The 18355-nt window shown below is 60.3% G+C and carries 18 protein-coding genes; 14 read left to right on the top strand and 4 right to left on the bottom strand.

Annotated elements, in window-relative coordinates:
- The first annotated feature begins 420 nt into the window (after positions 1-420).
- The 7 genes from EAH78_RS01525 to rsd all read left to right on the top strand — a co-directional run bounded on the left by EAH78_RS01525 (position 421) and on the right by rsd (position 6857).
- Positions 421-1167, top strand: coding sequence for a LytR/AlgR family response regulator transcription factor (locus tag EAH78_RS01525; RefSeq protein WP_123434865.1), 747 nt, complete (start codon positions 421-423; stop codon positions 1165-1167).
- Between the two features lie 138 nt (positions 1168-1305).
- Complete coding sequence (hemC, locus tag EAH78_RS01520; protein WP_140664624.1) at positions 1306-2247, top strand: hydroxymethylbilane synthase; 942 nt, start codon at positions 1306-1308, stop codon at positions 2245-2247.
- Entirely contained in the window at positions 2244-3011 is a 768-nt protein-coding gene (locus EAH78_RS01515) for a uroporphyrinogen-III synthase (RefSeq protein ID WP_140664621.1), read from the top strand. The genes hemC and EAH78_RS01515 overlap by 4 nt, the downstream gene beginning before the upstream one ends.
- Before the next feature lie 16 nt (positions 3012-3027).
- Entirely contained in the window at positions 3028-4182 is a 1155-nt protein-coding gene (locus EAH78_RS01510; protein ID WP_140664618.1) for a uroporphyrinogen-III C-methyltransferase, read from the top strand.
- Entirely contained in the window at positions 4179-5417 is a 1239-nt protein-coding gene (locus tag EAH78_RS01505) for a heme biosynthesis protein HemY (RefSeq protein WP_140664615.1), read from the top strand. Before EAH78_RS01510 ends, EAH78_RS01505 begins: the two co-directional genes overlap by 4 nt.
- A gap of 252 nt (positions 5418-5669) precedes the next feature.
- Positions 5670-6209 carry a disulfide bond formation protein B gene (locus EAH78_RS01500; protein WP_140664612.1) on the top strand — a complete coding sequence of 180 codons (540 nt, stop codon included), beginning with the start codon at positions 5670-5672 and terminating at the stop codon, positions 6207-6209.
- Positions 6210-6398: 189 nt separating this feature from the next.
- On the top strand, positions 6399-6857 hold the full coding sequence (rsd, locus tag EAH78_RS01495; protein ID WP_140664609.1) for a sigma D regulator: 459 nt from the start codon (positions 6399-6401) through the stop codon (positions 6855-6857).
- Positions 6858-6916: 59 nt separating this feature from the next.
- On the opposite strand, the gene EAH78_RS01490 is transcribed toward rsd, so the two are convergent.
- Positions 6917-7582, bottom strand: coding sequence for an FKBP-type peptidyl-prolyl cis-trans isomerase (locus tag EAH78_RS01490; protein ID WP_140664605.1), 666 nt, complete (start codon positions 7580-7582; stop codon positions 6917-6919).
- A 192-nt stretch (positions 7583-7774) separates the two neighbouring features.
- Here EAH78_RS01490 and EAH78_RS01485 point away from each other — a divergent pair, with 192 nt between their 5' ends.
- Positions 7775-8914 carry an AlgP family protein gene (locus EAH78_RS01485; protein WP_140664601.1) on the top strand — a complete coding sequence of 380 codons (1140 nt, stop codon included), beginning with the start codon at positions 7775-7777 and terminating at the stop codon, positions 8912-8914.
- Here EAH78_RS01485 and EAH78_RS01480 read toward each other — a convergent pair.
- On the bottom strand, positions 8911-9375 hold the full coding sequence (locus EAH78_RS01480) for a TIGR02444 family protein (protein WP_140664598.1): 465 nt from the start codon (positions 9373-9375) through the stop codon (positions 8911-8913). The two genes, EAH78_RS01485 and EAH78_RS01480, sit on opposite strands and share 4 nt — an antisense overlap.
- A gap of 50 nt (positions 9376-9425) precedes the next feature.
- Here EAH78_RS01480 and EAH78_RS01475 point away from each other — a divergent pair, with 50 nt between their 5' ends.
- From EAH78_RS01475 to EAH78_RS01455, 5 genes are all read left to right on the top strand, one after another.
- Entirely contained in the window at positions 9426-11336 is a 1911-nt protein-coding gene (locus EAH78_RS01475; protein ID WP_027926425.1) for an ATP-binding cassette domain-containing protein, read from the top strand.
- Complete coding sequence (locus EAH78_RS01470; protein ID WP_140664594.1) at positions 11336-11917, top strand: mechanosensitive ion channel family protein; 582 nt, start codon at positions 11336-11338, stop codon at positions 11915-11917. Before EAH78_RS01475 ends, EAH78_RS01470 begins: the two co-directional genes overlap by 1 nt.
- 241 nt (positions 11918-12158) lie before the next feature.
- Positions 12159-12791 (top strand): homoserine/homoserine lactone efflux protein, encoded by a 633-nt coding sequence (gene rhtB / locus EAH78_RS01465; RefSeq protein ID WP_140664590.1) that lies wholly within the window; start codon positions 12159-12161, stop codon positions 12789-12791.
- A gap of 152 nt (positions 12792-12943) precedes the next feature.
- Complete coding sequence (locus EAH78_RS01460) at positions 12944-14842, top strand: FTR1 family protein (protein ID WP_140664586.1); 1899 nt, start codon at positions 12944-12946, stop codon at positions 14840-14842.
- A 107-nt stretch (positions 14843-14949) separates the two neighbouring features.
- On the top strand, positions 14950-15405 hold the full coding sequence (locus EAH78_RS01455) for a YaiI/YqxD family protein (RefSeq protein ID WP_123434916.1): 456 nt from the start codon (positions 14950-14952) through the stop codon (positions 15403-15405).
- Between the two features lie 160 nt (positions 15406-15565).
- Here the strand turns inward: EAH78_RS01455 and elbB are convergent, their stop codons facing one another.
- On the bottom strand, positions 15566-16234 hold the full coding sequence (elbB, locus tag EAH78_RS01450; protein WP_140664583.1) for an isoprenoid biosynthesis glyoxalase ElbB: 669 nt from the start codon (positions 16232-16234) through the stop codon (positions 15566-15568).
- A 115-nt stretch (positions 16235-16349) separates the two neighbouring features.
- On the opposite strand from elbB, the gene EAH78_RS01445 reads away from it, so the two are divergent.
- Positions 16350-17585 (top strand): sterol desaturase family protein, encoded by a 1236-nt coding sequence (locus EAH78_RS01445; RefSeq protein WP_140664580.1) that lies wholly within the window; start codon positions 16350-16352, stop codon positions 17583-17585.
- On the opposite strand, the gene EAH78_RS01440 is transcribed toward EAH78_RS01445, so the two are convergent.
- Positions 17566-18198, bottom strand: coding sequence for a DedA family protein (locus EAH78_RS01440; protein ID WP_027926436.1), 633 nt, complete (start codon positions 18196-18198; stop codon positions 17566-17568). The two genes, EAH78_RS01445 and EAH78_RS01440, sit on opposite strands and share 20 nt — an antisense overlap.
- Positions 18199-18355 lie beyond the last annotated feature (157 nt).

Below are 18355 nucleotides of genomic sequence, written 5' to 3'. Positions count from 1 at the left end.
GCTGTCGCGGATAATAACAGGGTTGCCAATCCTGTCGCTGACACTGGTCGATACGTTTTTTTCTTATAACCCGGTCCATACTCAAGGTGAGCTTTCGGGGATTTGCGCAACGATATTTTTCAATTGAGCAATGACGTCCCGGCAACCGTCTACAGTTGGACAGTAGGATCAGCGCACTTTCTGGTGCGACCACTGACTATAAGAAGAGGGGGTGTTCATATTGTGTATCGGCAAACCCTACGGCGATCCCTCGCCAACGCGGGCCAGAGCCTCCAATCACGCGGCAGTTGAAAATTTAGCCGCCGATCTCGCGGCACTTTTTGGCCCTCGCGCTAGTCTTAGCGTGGATCGCGGTGACGGACGTCACTTCACCTGTCTACGCTATCCTTGTGCGAGACTCACGCAGGAATCCAGCGCAATATGAATGTCCTGATCGTTGATGACGAACCCCTGGCCCGCGAGCGCCTGAGCCGAATGGTCGGCGAACTCGAGGGATACAGTGTCCTGGAGCCCAGCGCCACGAACGGCGAAGAGGCGTTGGCACTGATCGACAGCCACAAACCGGATATCGTGCTGCTCGATATCCGCATGCCAGGCCTTGACGGCCTGCAAGTGGCTGCGCGGTTGTGCGAACGCGAAACACCGCCCGCTGTGGTGTTTTGTGCAGGACCCGATGAATTTGCCGTGGAAGCCTTACAGGCCAGCGCCGTAGGCTATGTGGTGAAACCTGTGCGTACTGAACATCTTCACGATGCATTAAAGAAAGCCGAGCGACCCAATCGTCTGCAGCTCGCCGCCCTGACGCGTCCCGCCGCCGAAAGTGGCAGCGGCCCCCGCAGCCACATCAGTGCGCGAACCCGAAAGGGTATCGAGCTGATCCCGCTGGATCAGGTGGTCTACTTTATTGCCGATCACAAATACGTGACCTTGCGCCATGAAAGCGGCGAAGTGTTGCTGGATGAACCGCTCAAGGCCCTTGAGGATGAGTTTGGCGACCGGTTCGTGCGAATCCACCGTAACGCTCTGGTCGCCCGCGAGCGCATCGAACGTTTGCAACGCACGCCCCTGGGGCATTTCCAGCTGTTCCTCAAAGGTTTGAATGGCGATGCATTGATCGTCAGCCGGCGCCATGTGGCCGGCGTACGCAAGATGATGCAGCAGCTCTAACTCACCGTTCATGGGGCGAATCTCGCACCCGCTTGCCGGACATACAGGCCAGGGAGGCCACGCAGTTTCTGATACAAGTCAAAGTGGATTTGGCTGAGCTGTTATTATCCGCCGTATCTATTCAGTACGGATTGATCCATGTCCTCTCGCGAAATCCGCATCGCCACCCGCAAAAGTGCTCTGGCCTTATGGCAGGCCGAATACGTCAAAGCCCGTCTGGAAGAGGCCCATCCCGGTCTGCTCGTGACACTGGTGCCCATGGTCAGTCGTGGCGACAAGCTGCTGGACTCGCCGCTGTCGAAAATCGGTGGCAAGGGCCTGTTCGTCAAAGAGCTGGAAACCGCGCTGCTGGAAAACGAAGCCGACATCGCCGTGCATTCGATGAAAGACGTGCCGATGGACTTCCCGGAAGGTCTTGGCCTGTTTTGCATCTGCGAACGTGAAGACCCGCGCGATGCATTCGTTTCCAACACCTACGCCAGCCTGGATGAGTTGCCACAAGGCAGCATCGTCGGCACCTCCAGTCTGCGCCGCCAGGCTCAGCTGCTGACCCGTCGCCCCGACCTGGAAATCCGCTTCCTGCGTGGCAACGTCAATACGCGCCTGGCCAAGCTCGATGCAGGTGAATATGACGCCATCATCCTCGCCGCCGCTGGCCTGATTCGCCTGGGCTTCGAAGACCGCATCACCTCGGCGATCAGTGTCGACGACAGCCTGCCGGCCGGTGGCCAGGGCGCAGTCGGTATCGAATGCCGCACGGCGGACAGCGAAATTCATGCCTTGTTGGCACCGCTGCACCATCTGGACACCGCCACTCGCGTGACCGCCGAACGTGCTCTCAACAAGCATTTGAACGGCGGCTGCCAAGTGCCGATCGCCTGCTACGCCGTGCTGGAAGGCGAGCAGATCTGGTTGCGCGGACTGGTCGGTGATCCGAGCGGCGGCCTGTTGCTCAGTGCCGAAGCCCGTGCGCCACGCGCCGATGCGGAAGCCTTGGGCGTACACGTCGCCGAAGACCTCTTGAGCCAGGGCGCCGAAGATATTCTGAAAGCGGTGTATGGCGAGGCAGGTCACGAGTGACTGGCTGGCGCTTGCTGCTGACGCGCCCTGCGGATGAATCCGCGGCGCTGAGCGATGTTCTGGCGCAAGCGGGGATTTTCAGCAGCAGCTTGCCGCTTTTGGAAATCGAGCCGATCCCGGCCTCTGACACAATGCGTGCGCTGATTCAGACACTGGATCGCTTTTGTGCGGTGATCGTGGTCAGTAAACCCGCGGCCAGAATCGGTATCCATCTGGTTGACCAGTTTTGGCCGCAGCCACCTGCGTTGAAATGGTTCAGTGTCGGCGCCGCCACCGCGCAAATTCTTGAGGACCGTGGGCTGAACGTAAGCTTTCCGGCCGAGGGTGATGACAGCGAAGCCTTGCTTGAGCTTCCCGGGTTGCGCGAGGCTATCAACCGGCCCGATCCGCGCGTGTTGATCATGCGTGGGGAAGGCGGGCGCGAACTCCTGGCAGAGCGCTTGCGCGAGCTAGGTGCTAGTGTCGAGTATCTGGAGTTGTACCGTCGCGGCCTGCCTCACTACCCGTTGGCGGCACTGCCTGACCGGATCGAAGCGGAACGCTTGAACGGGCTGGTGGTCAGCAGTGGACAAGGTTTTGAGCACCTGCATCAACTGGCCGGCGTTGCCTGGCCACTATTGGCGCGGTTGCCGTTGTTTGTTCCAAGCCCCAGGGTCGCCGAGCTGGCACGTGCCGCCGGGGCCCAAACAGTTGTGGATTGTCGCGGCGCCAGTGCCGCGGCTTTGCTGACGGCGTTGCGGGAGCATCCCGAACCCGTTCTCTAATGCAAAGGATGGATACGTGAGCGAAACTGCCTTGCCTAAAGATGACGTCCAGCCAGTGCTTGATGCACCGGTTGAAACTCCGGTTGAAACGGCGCCACCCGCTGATGTGAAGCGTCGAGGCAATGGGCTGGCTATCGTCGCGCTGTTGCTCGGCGCTGCCGGTGTTGCCGTGGGCGGTTGGGGTGTATGGCAGGTCCGACACCTGCAAGCCAATAACCAGCAGCAACTGGCTCAGGTGCAAGCGCTGAACGATCAGGCGCAAAGTCTCAAGCTCAATGAGCAGCGTATTACCGCGCGCCTGGAGCAGTTACCCGCCGTTGATGAACTGGATGCGCGCGCCCGTCTGGTCACGCAGTTGCAGGGTGATCAACAACGCCTGAACCAGCGCCTGGAAACCGTCCTTGGTGCCAGTCGCAAGGACTGGCGTCTGGCTGAGGCCGAGCACTTGTTGCGTCTGGCCAGCCTGCGCCTCTCTGCCTTGCAGGACGTCAGCAGCGCGCAGGCGCTGGTGCAGGGTGCCGACGATATTCTCCGTGAACAGAACGATCCGGGCTCCTTTGCCGCTCGCGAGCAAGTAGCCAAGACCCTTGTGGCGTTGCGCAGCACCGAGCAGCCCGATCGCACCGGGTTGTTCCTGCGCCTGGGCGCGTTGCGTGATCAGGTGATCGACCTCACTGGGCTGGCGCCCGAGTACAAGGACCGAGGTGAATCCCTGCTGGGCCTGACCGCTGATGGCGACGGTGCCAGTCGTTGGGCGCAGTGGTGGGATCAGATCTCCCGTTACATCCGTATCGACTTCAGTGCTGACAAAAATGTTCGTCCACTGTTGGCCGGGCAGAGCCTGAGCCAGGTGCGCCTTGCCCTGAGCCTGGCACTCGAGCAGGCGCAATGGGCCGCGCTCAATGGCCAGGCAGCGGTTTACGCCCAGGCGCTGGCGGAGGCGCGGGATGTGTTGACCGGCAACTTCAACCAGGACAACCCCCAGAGCAAAGTGATGCTGGAGCAGGTGGGCGAGTTGAGCAAGCAACGGGTCACCGTCGTCACGCCGGATCTGACGGGTACGCTGAGCGCGGTCCAGGGTTATCTGGAGCGGCGGAATGTCAACGCTGAAGACTCGATCAAGCCCATGGTCAAGCCTGCTGCAGGTACCGCTCAGGAGGCAACGCCATGAAACGCCTCTATGTGATCGTTTTCCTGTTGATCGCCGCTGCTGCCGCGCTGGGACTGGCGATCGCCGAGCATGCCGGTTACGTGCTGATTGCCTACAAGAGCTTTCGTTACGAGTCGAGCCTGTGGGCGACCCTCGCATTGATCGCGGTGTTGTGGCTGCTGTTCTGGGGCATCAAGGTGCTGGTTGAGCTGGTGATGACCTCCAGTGGCGTGGTCAATCCTTGGTCGCGGCGCAATCGCAGCCGGCGGGTGCAAGTAGCGATCGAGCACGGTCAATTGGATCTGGCGGAAGGTCGCTGGGCGAGTGCGCAGCGTCATTTGCATCGGGCTGCTGAAGCCGAGCGCCAACCACTGCTCTACTACCTCGGTGCGGCACGTGCTGCCAACGAGCAGGGCCATTACGAAGAAAGCGACAACTTGCTGGAGCGTGCCCTCGAGCGCCAGCCGCAGGCCGAATTGGCGATTGCCTTGAGCCACGCACAATTGCAGACCGACCGTGGCGATACCGACGGTGCCTTGGCCACCCTTCAGGCCATGCATGAGCGTCATCCCCATAACGCCCAGACATTGCGCCAGCTACAGCGCCTGCTTCAGCAGCGTGGCGACTGGTCGGCGGTAATTCGCCTGTTGCCCGAGCTGCGTAAGGATAAAGTCCTGCCGCCCGCCGAACTGACCGAGCTGGAGCGCCGTGCATGGGGTGAAAACCTGTCGCTGGCGGCGCATCAGGAAGAAGATGGCAAGGTCGGTTTGCAGTCACTCACTCGCGCGTGGCAACAGCTCACGTCGGCTCAGCGTCAGGAACCGCAATTGGTGCTGGCCTATGCCGAGCAGCTACGCCAACTGGGGGCGCAGGTCGAAGCGGAGGAGGTTCTGCGCACGGCCCTCAAGCGCAATTTCGACAGTCATCTGGCACGTTTGTACGGACTGATTCGCGGCAGCGATCCCGCTCGGCAACTGCAAACTGCCGAGGGCTGGCTTAAGGATCATCCGGCCGATCCAAGCCTTTTGCTGACACTGGGCCGGTTGTGCTTGCAAAACAGCTTGTGGGGCAAGGCGCGAGACTATCTGGAAAGCAGTCTGCGGGTTCAGCGCAACCCGGAAGCCTGTGCGGAATTGGCGCGATTGCTGGCGCAACTGGGCGACACGGAACGCAGCAATCAGTTGTTCCAGGAAGGCTTGGGCATGCTCGATGAGCGCCTGCTGGCGTCACCGTTGCCAGCACCCGTTTACGCCTGAGGCTGGTCTTGTAGCAGCAGGTTTCGCCAGCTCCTACAAGGACGAGGGGGCGCTCCCTGGCGTTTGAAACACGTCGCGTGTTTGGCTTTGTAGTCCTTGATCGGCGACGTCCTACAGAGGACTACACCGATTCCTCTCGACACTGTCGGGAATTCCCTACACTTCTGGTGAACTGTCCGTGCCGGCCTGCCTTGAAAGGCTGGCGCGCTTTCCTCTACCGTAACCACCTGTCTCTACTGGTACGGAAAAGCCATGTCTTTGGCCTGCTCACGCTCCTTGTTTTTCATGGTTTTCATTACAGGTTCCCTGGCCTTGGGCGTTTCCTATTACCTGGAATATGCGGTCGGACTCAAACCTTGCGGCTTGTGCGTTTTGCAGCGGATTTGTCTGGCGTTGCTCACAGGTGTTTGCCTGACGGCCTCCGTGCAGGGGCCAGGGCGCTTTGGATCGTTCCTGTATTGGTTGCTCGGGTTCTTTTGCAGTCTCGCGGGCATGATTACGGCGTGGCGGCAGATACTGCTGCAAAGTGATCCCATGCATCAGCGCTTGACGTGCTCGTCCGGCCTGGAGGCGGCCTACGAGAACATGCCCTGGTTATGCCGGGTCACGGAGATGTTCAAGGGGGAGGCCGATTGTGCCGAGATTTCCTGGACGCTGTTCGACCTGAGCCTTCCGGAATGGAGCCTGCTGTTCTTTATCGGGGTGACGATTCTGGGGGTTTATCAATTGCTGCGCGTCGTTTGTCTCGCGTGTGAGCGACCGCTCAGCGGCGTGTCGTCGCACCGGGTGTAGATGGGCGATTAAACACTTGTATGAACTTTATCTCCTGCGTACCTTGAAGCCACAGTCGTGCGGGCATAATCTGGCCCGCACGTGTCATTGGAATTATGTTGCTCGATGACGCTCTGCCTGACCGCCCATTGACTTAACAAGAGGCGAGCAGGCATTGAGCAGCTGACCCACAAGGGAAGAGAGATCACCATGCTCGAAAGTTGCCAGAATGCTCAGGAACGCTGGGGTGGAGTGCATCTGCTGATCGATCGCTGGTTGCAGGAGCGTCACGAACTGGTTCGGGCCTATGATGCGCTCGGCGCCAAGCCTGAGGCTCTCGGCGAGAACCGCAAGCCGTTGCAGGAATTCTGCGGCGTGCTGGTCGATTACGTGTCTGCCGGGCACTTCGAGATCTACGAACAATTGACGGGGGAGGCCAAAGCCTTCAACGACAAGCGTGGTCTGGAGCTGGCCGAGACGATCTACCCACGCATCGATGTCATCACCGAGAAGCTGCTGGCGTTCAACGACCTGTGTGACGCAGGCCAATGCGTCGCAGAGAAATTCAAGGAGTTGGGCGGCCTGTTGCACGAACGCTTCGAATTGGAAGATTGCCTGATCGAAGTGCTGCATACCGCTCACAAGGAAGAGGATTCGGTTCAGGCCTGAATCCCTTCCGGTAAATTAAAAACGGTGCGCACTGCGCGCCGTTTTTTTGTGCCTGTGATTCAGCTGGTGGCACCGCGCAATTCGACTTCAAATACCAGCGGGGTGAACGGGGCGATCAGGTCGCCGGCACCGTCCGCGCCATAAGCCTGAGACGACGGAATCACCAGGCGCCATTTCGCACCGACCGGCATGTTTTGCAATGCGCTGCGCCAGCCGCTGATCACGCTGTCGAGACTGAACCACTGCGGCTGACTGTTCTGATCGAACACCGTGCCATCAGGCAGGCGCCCGACATACAAAACCTGGACCTTGCCATTAGGACCCGCCTTGGCGCCGGTGCCGGGAGTCAGTTCCGTCAGCAACACTCCGTCCGCCAATTCGCGAACACCTGGTTTGGCTTTTTCCTCGGTGAGAAATCGCTGCTCTTTTTCGAGTGCAGCTTCGCTTTGCGGGAGCGCCGGTTGCTCGGCGAGCTGGGCTTCATGCTCGGCCAGGATTCGCTCGATCTGCTCGTCTTTCAATGCCAGCGGCTTGCCTTGATACGCTTGTTGCAAACCCTCCAGCAATGCCTGAAGTTGCAGATCGGGAACCTCCTGGCGCAGGCGTTCACCGAGGCTCGCGCCCAAGCTGTAAGCAAGATCGTGAGCGTTATTTGCGGAGGATTTTTCATCGGCTTGAGCCACTGAAAAAAACACGCACAGCGATAAAAAAAGGTAGCGCGACATGGGCACTCTCCGACCTGGAATGCGGTGGATTATGCCAGTGAGAATGCGCACAAAGGTGAACTGGTTTTGCGCAAGTGCAGAAGTTTTTCGATCCGTTGCAACGCACCGCTTTCGATACTGTCAACATGCCCTAGCGGCGGTGTCAGCAGAGGTCTAGTATGAGCCGCACCCACGTCAGCCAGGAGGTAAACCATGTCGGCCACCAAGAAGCCAGTAAATACCCCGTTGCACTTACTCCAACAACTCTCGGGCAGCTTGCTTGAGCATTTGGAAAACGCTTGTTCGCAAGCCTTGGCTGATGCTGAAAAACTGCTCGCCAAACTGGAAAAACAGCGCGGAAAAGCGCAGGAAAAATTGCATAAGTCCCGCACCAAATTGCAGGACGCTGCGTCGGCCGGCAAGGCCAAGGCACAAGCCAAGGCGAAGGACGGCGTACAGCAACTCGAAGACGTGCTCGATGCCCTCAAGGATCGTCAGTCCGACACCCGAGCCTACATTCTGCAACTCAAACGCGATGCTCAAGAAAGCCTGAAACTGGCCCAGGGCGTCGGTCGTGTTCAAGAGGCTGTCGGCAAGGCGTTGTCCCTGCGTGCGGCCAAACCTGCGGCAGCACCTGCCAAGAAAGCCGCTGCCAAACCGGCTGCTGCAAAAGCACCGGCCAAGCCTGCTGCCAAAACTCCGGTGAGAGCCGCCGCCAAGCCAGCAGCAAAACCAGCCGCGAAAAAACCAGTCGCTGCCAGCGCTGCGAAACCGGCTGCTAAAACGACGGCTGCCAAGCCTACTGCGGCTAAGCCAGCAGCTGCAAAACCAGCCGTGGCGAAAACTGCAGCTGCAAAACCAGCTGCAAAACCAGCAGCAAAACCTGCTGCAAAAACGGCCGCTAAACCTGCAACTAAACCAGCTGCCAAAACCGCTGCGGCGAAACCTGCTGCCAAACCTGTCGCGGCTAAAGCTGCTGCAAAACCAGCGGTAAAAGCTGTTGCCAAAACAGCCGTTAAACCAGCCGCTAAACCGGCAGCAAAACCTGCTGCGGCTAAACCTGCCGCTGCTGCCAAACCGGCCACGGCCAGCGCAGCAAAACCTGCCGCAGCCAAACCTGCGGCCAAGCCTGTCGCGGCCAAGCCTGCTGCAAAACCTGCGGCCAAGCCTGCTGCCAAACCAGCGGTGAAAAAACCTGTTGCCGCCAAGCCGGCCGCCGCGCCTGTCGCCAAGCCAGCCAACCCGGCTCCGGTAGCGACCTCTGCTTTAGCAACAGCCACTTCGACAGCCACGCCAGCGCCAACACCGGCCGCCGCATCGATCGCAGCAACCACCCCAACCAGCGCTTCCTAAGTGCCGGTTACCGCGACGCGCAGCTGATGCAGCGCGTCGCGGTCCAGGTTGGCAGCGCCTGCTGCCACTCCTTCCAGCCAGGCCGTTAGATCGGTCGCCTCACCTTGCGGCCAGCTCTGCGCCGTTCGCTCCAGCCGCGACAACAGATGCCGCTCGGCTTCCAATTCCAGCGCCTTCACTTGTTCGCGCAGCTTTTTCAGCTCGGCGTCATCAGTCGCGACGACTTTCCATCGCATGCGCAACGCGCGCAACGGTTGCACGACATCTCCATCCCAAGGCTCCGCCACCGTGCGAAGCAGTTTGATTCGCTGTTCATTGCAGGCGACGCCACGTTGTCCCAGCCACGCTCCACAGAGCAGCAAACACACATTGACCCCGGCTGACTGCAATTGCAGGCACACGCGTTCAACACCGGGACGGGCGTAAGTCGTCAGGGAAAAGCTCCACAGGTCAGAGGACATAGTGCTACTCGCGCCAGTTGCGAGCGAAGCTGGTAGACTCCGCCGCCATTATGATTCGACTTCAGAACCTGACTTTACAGCGTGGCCCTCAACGTCTGCTAGAAGACGCTGAGCTGACCTTGCACGCCGGCCACAAAGCCGGCCTCATCGGTGCCAACGGCGCCGGCAAATCGAGCCTGTTCGCCTTGATCCGGGGCGAACTGCACCCGGACTCGGGTGACTGCTTCCTGCCGGCCGACTGGCGCATCGCCCACATGCGTCAGGAAATCGAGACGCTCGAACGCCTGGCGGTCGACTACGTGCTCGATGGCGACCTGCGCCTGCGTGAGGTGCAACGCGACCTCGCCGCAGCCGAAGCAGCCCATGACGGTGCCGCTCAGGCCCGCCTGCACTCGGAACTCGACAGCGCCGACGGTTACACCGCCGACGCCCGGGCTCGAAAACTGCTGGCCGGCCTTGGGTTCACCAACGAGCAGATGGATCGCCCGGTAGGAGATTTCTCTGGTGGCTGGCGGATGCGTCTGAATCTGGCGCAGGCGTTGATGTGCCCTTCGGACTTGTTGCTACTCGACGAACCGACCAACCACTTGGACCTCGACGCCATCATCTGGCTCGAAGAGTGGCTGAAAAGTTACCCCGGCACATTGTTGCTGATTTCCCACGACCGGGATTTCCTCGATGCCGTGGTCGATCACGTGGCTCACGTCGATCAACGCAAGATCACGCTGTATCGCGGTGGCTATAGCGCCTTCGAACGCGCCCGCGCCGAACGTCTGGCCCAGCAGCAGCAGGCGTACGAGAAGCAGCAGGCGCAACGTGCGCACATGGAAAGCTACATCGCCCGCTTCAAGGCCCAGGCCACCAAGGCCCGCCAGGCCCAGAGCCGGATCAAGGCGCTGGAGCGGATGGAAGAACTGTCCGCCGCCCACGTTGATTCGCCGTTCGATTTCGTTTTCCGTGAATCGCAGAAAATTTCCAGCCCGCTGATTGATCTGTCCGATGCCCGTCTGGGTTACGGCGACAAAGCTGTGCTGGAGAAGGTCAAGCTGCAACTGACCCCTGGCGCGCGCATCGGTTTGCTCGGCCCGAACGGCGCCGGTAAATCGACCCTGATCAAGAACCTTGCCGGTGAGCTCGAGCCGTTGTCCGGTCGCCTGACCCGTGGCGAAAACACCGTCGTGGGTTACTTCGCCCAGCATCAACTGGACTCTCTGGACGCCAAGGCCAGCCCGTTGCTGCACTTGCAGCGTCTGGCCCCGACCGAGCGTGAACAGACCCTGCGCGACTTCCTCGGCGGTTTTGACTTCCGTGGTGCGCGCATCGATGAGCCGGTGCTGAATTTCTCCGGCGGCGAAAAGGCCCGTCTGGCCCTGGCGTTGATCGCCTGGGATCGGCCGAACCTGCTGCTGCTCGACGAACCGACCAACCACCTGGACCTGGAGATGCGTCTGGCGCTGACCATGGCTCTGCAGGAATTCAGTGGTGCGGTGCTGGTGGTCTCCCACGATCGTCATTTGCTCAAAAGCACCACGGACAATTTCTATCTGGTGGCCGACGGCAAGGTCGAGGAATTCGACGGCGACCTGGAAGACTACGCCCGTTGGCTGGTCGACTATCGCCAGCGCAATGCGCCGGTCAACAACACGCCGGTCAACCCGGACAAGACCGACAAGAAAGCCCAGCGCCAGGCCGCGGCTGCGTTGCGTCAGCAACTGGCGCCGCACAAGCGTGAGGCTGACAAGCTGGAAGCCGAGCTCGGCAAGCTGCACGAGAAGCTGGCGAAGATCGATGCCAGCCTTGGCGACAGCGATATTTACGAACCAGCGCGCAAGAATGATCTGCGCGATTTGCTGGCCGAACAGGCCAAGCTGAAGGTGCGTGAAGCGGAGCTGGAAGAATCCTGGATGGAAGCGCTGGAACTGCTGGAAAGCATGCAGGCGGAGCTGGAGGCACTGTCTTGATGGAGGTGTTCAAGCTGCCGTTGCCGGCGGTGTGGATCGAACCCCTCTGGCTTGTCGTGCAGATCCTGCTGATTCTGCTGGCCGGCTATTTCGCCCAGCGCTTTGTGGCCAAGGGCCTGACCCGGCTGGGCGAGCGCTATCCGTTTCCGCCGCAGTTGCTGATGCCGCTGCGAGGCGGCCTGCGCTGGCTGATCATGGGCAGCGCGCTGATTTTCGTGCTGGAGCGCCTCGGCGTGTCGGCCACCGTACTCTGGACCGCATTGTCCGGTTTCGTCGCGGTGGCGGCGGTGGCGTTCTTCGCCATGTGGAGCGTGCTCTCCAATCTGCTGTGCGCCATTTTGATTTTCACTGTCGGCCCGTTCCGCCTCGGCGATGTGGTCGAACTGGTGGACACCACCGACAAGCCCGGCGTCAAAGGTCGGGTGGTGGCGATCAATCTGCTTTACACCACGCTGATCGAAGCGCAAGAGCTCGGCACCGGCAGCGCCATGGTGCAAGTGCCCAACAGCCTGTTCTTTCAGCGCTCGGTTCGACGCTGGCGCGGGAGTGATGTGTTCCCTTCGAGCGGGTTTGAGAAATAGGTTCTGACCTCTAGCATTTTGGTTGCCTGATAATCCGACTTCGCGAGCAAGCCCGCTCCCACTTTCGACCGCATTCTTCTGGAAGAACTCGGTTAAATGTGGGAGCGGGCTTGCTCGCGTAGGGGCCCTAAAGCTGTAAACGCTGGTCGACCCCATCCCCCCATCTAAGAAAAACCAGTAGTCATCAGCCCAAAGCCGCATTAGCTTAGACGTCTGTCACGAGTCTGAGTCGAGGTGTGCAATGGAGCTTCAAACATGGCTGGCGTTTTTTGCCGCCTGCTGGGTGATCAGTCTGTCTCCCGGTGCCGGCGCCATTGCGTCGATGTCCAGCGGTCTGCAATACGGTTTCTGGCGCGGTTACTGGAATGCCCTGGGCCTGCAAGTGGGCCTGGCGGTGCAGATCGCGATTGTCGGCGCCGGTGTGGGCGCAATCCTCACCGCTTCAGCCTCCGCCTTCTATGCGATCAAATGGTTCGGCGTGGCGTACCTGGTGTACCTCGCCATCAAGCAATGGCGTGCGCTGCCCAGCGACATGAGCGATGACGCGGCGGTGCGGCAGATTGGCAAGCCGATGGCGCTGGTGTTCCGTGGTTTCCTGGTCAACATCAGCAACCCAAAGGCGCTGGTGTTCATGCTCGCGGTGTTGCCGCAGTTCATTGACCCGCACGCACCGTTGCTGGCCCAGTACCTGATCATCGGCGTGACCATGATCTGCGTCGACCTGATCGTCATGGCCGGTTACACCGGGCTGGCGTCCAAGGTGCTGCGCCTGTTGCGCACCCCCCAGCAGCAAAAACGCATGAACCGCACGTTTGCCGGGCTGTTTATTGGCGCAGCGGCGTTCATGGCAACGCTGCGTAAAGCCGCTGTTTAAACGCTCTCAGTTTAAAAAAAGGCGACCCTCTGGAGGTCGCCTTTTTCATGTCCAGACCCGCACAGAACCCGAGGCACTTGCGAACAAAGCTTGAGTGAAACTCATTGGGAGTGAACAATGTGTTACTTCGTATTCCCATTTGAGATTTATTCATGATTGCCTTCTCTCGTTTTCCGGCGTGGCTCGTGCTGCCGGTGATCGCGTTTTGCAGCTTCAGTGCGCTGGCCGAAACCACGGAAGGTGCGCCCAAGGCCCTGCATTTGCTCGATTACATTGGCGCCGATTACCCGGCGACGGTCGAGGCGGGCAAAGTCATCGATGAGTCTGAATACCGCGAACAGCAGGAATTCCTTAAGGTATTGCAAGGTTTGATCGCCGATTTGCCGGCCAAACCCGAACGCGCAGAACTGGAACAGGGCGTCAGCAGTCTTGGCGCTGCGATCTCCGCTCGCACAGATGGCGCGGACGTCGCCCGTCAAGCGCGGCAGCTGGGGGCAAAACTGGCGGTGACTTATGAGGTCAGCCAGGCCCCGGTTATCACGCCGGATCCGACCCGGGGCGCGCCGCTGTATGCCCAGCAATGCTCGGTGTGCCATGGCGATGCGGGCGCTGGTGACGGCCCGGCAGGTGTCGGTATGACGCCACCGCCGGCCAATCTGCGCGATGCCGTGCGACTGGACCGTCTGAGCCTCTATGCGATCTACAACACGCTGGGCATGGGCGTTGAAGGCACCGACATGCCGGCCTTCGCCGATCAATTGGATGACCGTCAACGTTGGGATCTGGCGACCTATATCGCCAGCTTCAGCGCCGATTCGGCCGCGGCAAAATCCGGGAAAACCTACAACATCGCCGACTTGGCACGTCAGACGCCAGCCGAAGTGCAGGCGGCCGAAGGTCCGCAAGCGGCCGCGACCTTCCGTGCGCAACGGGCGCAACCGCCGCAGGTCAAGCGTGGCCCGGGGCAGCTGCTGGATTACACGGCGGCCACCTTGGACAAAAGCATCGCCGCCTACCGTGCCGGCGATCACGATCAAGCCTATGACTTGTCTGTGGCGGCGTATCTGGAAGGTTTTGAGTTGGTCGAAAGCTCCCTCGACAACGTCGACGCCAACGTGCGCAAAGACACTGAAAAATCGCTGATGGCTTACCGTCAGTCGTTACAGGACGGTTTGCCGGTGGCCCAGGCCCAGCAGCGTTTGGACACGGCCAAGGCCAAGCTGAAGCAATCCGCCGACCTGCTGGGCAGCGATGGCCTGAGCTGGACCTTGAGCTACATCTCCGGTTTGCTGATTTTGCTGCGTGAAGGCCTGGAAGCGATTCTGGTGCTGGCGGCGATCCTCGCCTTCCTGCGCAACACCGGCCAGCAATCGGCGGTGCGCAGCGTCAACGTCGGCTGGGGCCTGGCGTTGTTGGCCGGTCTGGGGACCTGGGCGCTGGCGGCGTACGTGATCGATGTCAGCGGCTCGCAGCGCGAATTGCTGGAAGGCGCAACGGCGCTATTTGCCTCGGTCATGGTGCTTTGGCTCGGCGTGTGGATGCACGACCGTCGTCATGCAGCGGCGTGGCAGGATTACATCAAGAGCAGTCTGGTGGGCGGTGGCGGGCGTTTCGGCTTTGCGATCCTGGCGTTCTTCTCGGTGTATCGCGAGCTGTTTGAAGTGATCCTGTTTTACGAAACCCTGTGGCTGCAGGCCGGGCCTGCCGGGCACAACGCGGTGTTGGCCGGCGGCGGCACGGCGCTGGTGCTGTTGGTGGGTCTGGCGTGGGTGATCTTGCGCGGCTCGGCGAAGTTGCCGCTGGCGTTGTTCTTCAGCATCAACGCCGGTCTGCTGTGCGCATTGTCGGTGGTGTTCGCCGGGCATGGCGTGAAGGCGTTGCAGGAAGCCGGCATTTTCGGCACCCGGCCGGTGCCGTTCTTTGATTTTGACTGGCTGGGCATTCATGCGGATGCGTATTCGTTGAGCGCTCAGGCGGTGGCGATCATTGCGATTGTTGTGCTGTATAGCCGTAGTCGGATGGCGGAGAAGCAGCGGGTGACAGCCTCTTAACAGCATTCGCTGCGCTCATAATCGCGGGCAAGCCACGCTCCCACAGGATTAGGGTTAACCTTGTGGGAGCGGGCTTGCCCGCGATTTTTTTGGAAGAGGAAAACATGATGCGAGTCTGGATCGACGCTGACGCCTGCCCTCGGGCGGCCAAGGATCTGGTGGTGAAATTCGCCCTCAAGCGCCAGTACGAAGTGGTGCTGGTGGCGGGGCAGCCGCAGATCAAGCCGGGGCTGGCGCTGGTGAAGTTGATCGTGGTGCCGAGTGGCCCGGACGCAGCCGATGACTACTTGGTGGAACACGCGGTGCCGGGAGAACTGGTGATTTGCAGTGACGTGCCGCTGGCGGATCGCCTGGTGAAGAAGGGCGTGGCCGCGCTGGACCCGCGAGGCAAGGAGTTCGATGCGCAGAACATGGGGGATCGGCTGGCGGTGCGCAACCTGTTCACCGACCTGCGTGAACAGGGTCAGATGGGCGGTGGCCCGGCGCCGTTTGGTGATCGCGAGAAGCAGGCGTTCGCCAATGCGCTGGACCGGATTCTCACTCGGCTGACCCGTAAACCCTGAGCCTTGCGCCGAACCCTGTGGGAGCGAGCCTTTGTGGTGAGGGGCCTTGCTCCCGCTGGGTCGTAATGCGGCCCCCTCCTTCACCCAAAAGCAGGGGACTGCTACGCAGCCCAGCGGGAGCAAGCTCCCTCGCCACAGAAAGCTCCTCACATGAGTCGGGTCAGGCGTCGTTTTCGTGGGTCAGTTCGAGGACGCGGTCGACCATTTTGTTGATACCGGACGCTGCTTCGCTGATGGTCTGCGCCAGCATGTACGCCGGTGTGCTTACCAGTTTGCGCGCCCGGTCCTCGACGATTTCGGTCACGGCGCAATCAGTATGGGTCGCGCCCATTTTGGTCATGGCTGCCGCGGTCTCGGCGTCGTTGCCGATGGTGCAGTTCACCCCTGGGCCATAAATCTTCGCCGCAAGCGCCGGAGAGATGCACATCAAGCCGACCGGTTTGCCCGCTTCAGCAAAGGCTTCGGTCAGCGCCAGGACATCCGGCTGCATTGTGCAACCCGCGCCTGCGACCGCAAAGTTCGACAGGTTCTTGGCCGAGCCAAATCCGCCGGGAACGATCAACGCATCGAAGTCGTCGACGTCGGCGTCGCGAATGTCCTTGATGTTGCCCCGGGCGATCCGCGCCGATTCCACCAGAACGTTGCGCGATTCGGGCATTTCCTCACCGGTCAGGTGATTGATCACATGCAACTGCGCAATGTTCGGGGCAAAGCACTGCACCTGAGCGCCACGCTGGTCCAGTCTCAGCAGGGTAATCACGCTTTCGTGGATCTCGGCGCCGTCGTACACGCCACAGCCGGAAAGGATCACTGCAATTTTTTTGCTCATGGGTTGTTCTCCAGATTCATGGCGTTAAATGTCCACTAATTTGTCGCTCGTTGCCATAGGGTAAATGGGCGGCTACACCTAGCATCAGTCCTCAAGATTCCGATCAGGGCGCGTCATGGACTTCATTCTGTATGCGGTGCCGTTTTTCTTTGTGCTGATTGCCGCCGAACTGCTGGCCGATCGTTGGCGTGGGGTCAGTAATTATCGCGTGGCCGATGCGATCAACAGCATGAGCACCGGTGTGCTGTCGACCACCACGGGCTTGTTGACCAAGGGTGTCGGGTTGCTCACCTACGGATTTGCCCTTGAGCATGTGGCGCTGTTCAAGCTGTCGGCCGAGAGCGTCTGGGTCTGGGTGTTTGCCTTTGTGCTCTATGACTTCTGCTACTACTGGCTGCACCGCATGGGCCACGAACGCAATATCCTCTGGGCCGCGCACTCGGTGCATCACCAGAGCGAGGAGTACAACCTGTCCACCGCATTGCGCCAGACCAGTACCGGTTTCCTGCTGGGCTGGATTTTCTACCTGCCGATGGCGGTGCTCGGCGTGCCGCTGCTGGTGTTCGTCAGCGTCGCGGCGCTGAATCTGCTGTATCAGTTCTGGGTCCATACCCGGCACATTCCCAAACTCGGCTGGTTCGAGTGGTTCTTTGTGTCGCCGTCCAATCATCGGGCTCACCATGCGCAGAACGCTCTCTACATGGATCGCAACTACGGCGGGGTGTTCATTATTTGGGACCGTCTGTTTGGCTCGTTTCAGGAAGAAGACGACAACGAGCCGGTGATTTTCGGCGTGACCACGCCATTGGCGAGCTGGAATCCTTTGTGGGCCAACGTGCAGTTCTATGTGCAACTGTGGAATGACGCGCGACGGGCCGAGCACATGTGGGACAAGCTACGGATCTGGTTCATGCGCACCGGTTGGCGTCCGGCGGATGTGGCGGCCAAGTACCCGATGAACAAGCCCGATTTGAACCAGTTCCGCAAATTCGAGGTGCCTTTGGACGGGCGTCAGCAACTGTATGTGGCGTTACAGTTTTGCGCCTACATCGCGCTGGGCAGCTACTTGATGAATCTGGAGCGGAGCCTGCCAACCGCCGCGTTGGTGCTCGGCTGGAGTGCGGTGGCGCTGGGCTTGTTTACGTTGGGCGTGGCCCTGGAGAATCGCTCGTGGGCGTTGAAGCTGGAGCTGCTGCGTTTGGCATCGAACGTGCCGTTGGTGTGGCTGGCGCCGGTGGCAGGGCTGTGGCCGGCCAGCGCAGTGGGCTGGATCGGCCTGCTCAGCTACAGCCTGCTGAGCGTTATCGGTCTCTGCTGCTGCACAAACCGCATCACTCGTTTGGCGTCTTAGGCACTTCGGCGTGAGCCCGTGCGGCTTTCAGGGCTTGCTCGTCGGCGTAGATTTTTTTCGCCAGACGGGCATTCTTGAAGCGCCGACGCAGCCACAGGCCCAAGCCCAGTACCAACAACGCGCCGAGCACCCACAATTCGTACTTCTTGACGCTGCCGAGCATGCCTTCCAGCACAGCGCCAAAGTGGTAAGCCGCCGCTGCCAGGGCTGCCGCCCAGACCGCCGCGCCAATGCCGTTGAGCAGCAGATAACGTCCCGGTGGATAGCCCGACAGGCCGATGGCCACCGGCATCACGGTGCGTAAACCGTAGACAAAGCGGAAGCTCAGCACCCAGATGTCCGGGTGTTTGCGAATGTGTTCCAGCGCCCGATCGCCCATCATCTGCCAGCGCGGCTTGCGCGCCAGCAATTTGCGCCCGTGCTTGCGCCCCAGGAAGTACCACAGCTGATCACCGGCATAACTGCCGAAGAACGCCACGACCACCACCAGGTTGATGTCCATGTATCCGCGGAACGCGAGGAAGCCGGCGAGCACAAGAATGGTTTCGCCTTCGAAGAACGTGCCGAGAAACAGGGCAAAGTAGCCGAAGTCATGCAGAAATTGTTGGAGCATTGTCTGGGTGCTGGCGAAATGAACGCGCAGCCTAACCCTTCGTGCACATTCATGAAAGTGTCCAAATGTGTCTCGACGTGAACATTTCCTGCAACGACAATGGAATGCGACTACCTGTCACAGGGGTGCACATAACTGTAATACGTTCGTCATAATG

The organism is Pseudomonas arsenicoxydans, assembly GCF_006438915.1.
Classification (GTDB): Bacteria; Pseudomonadota; Gammaproteobacteria; order Pseudomonadales; family Pseudomonadaceae; genus Aquipseudomonas; species Aquipseudomonas arsenicoxydans_A.
The sequence above is the reverse complement of the archived record's forward strand: the minus strand, read 5'-3'. Positions and strand labels throughout refer to the sequence as shown.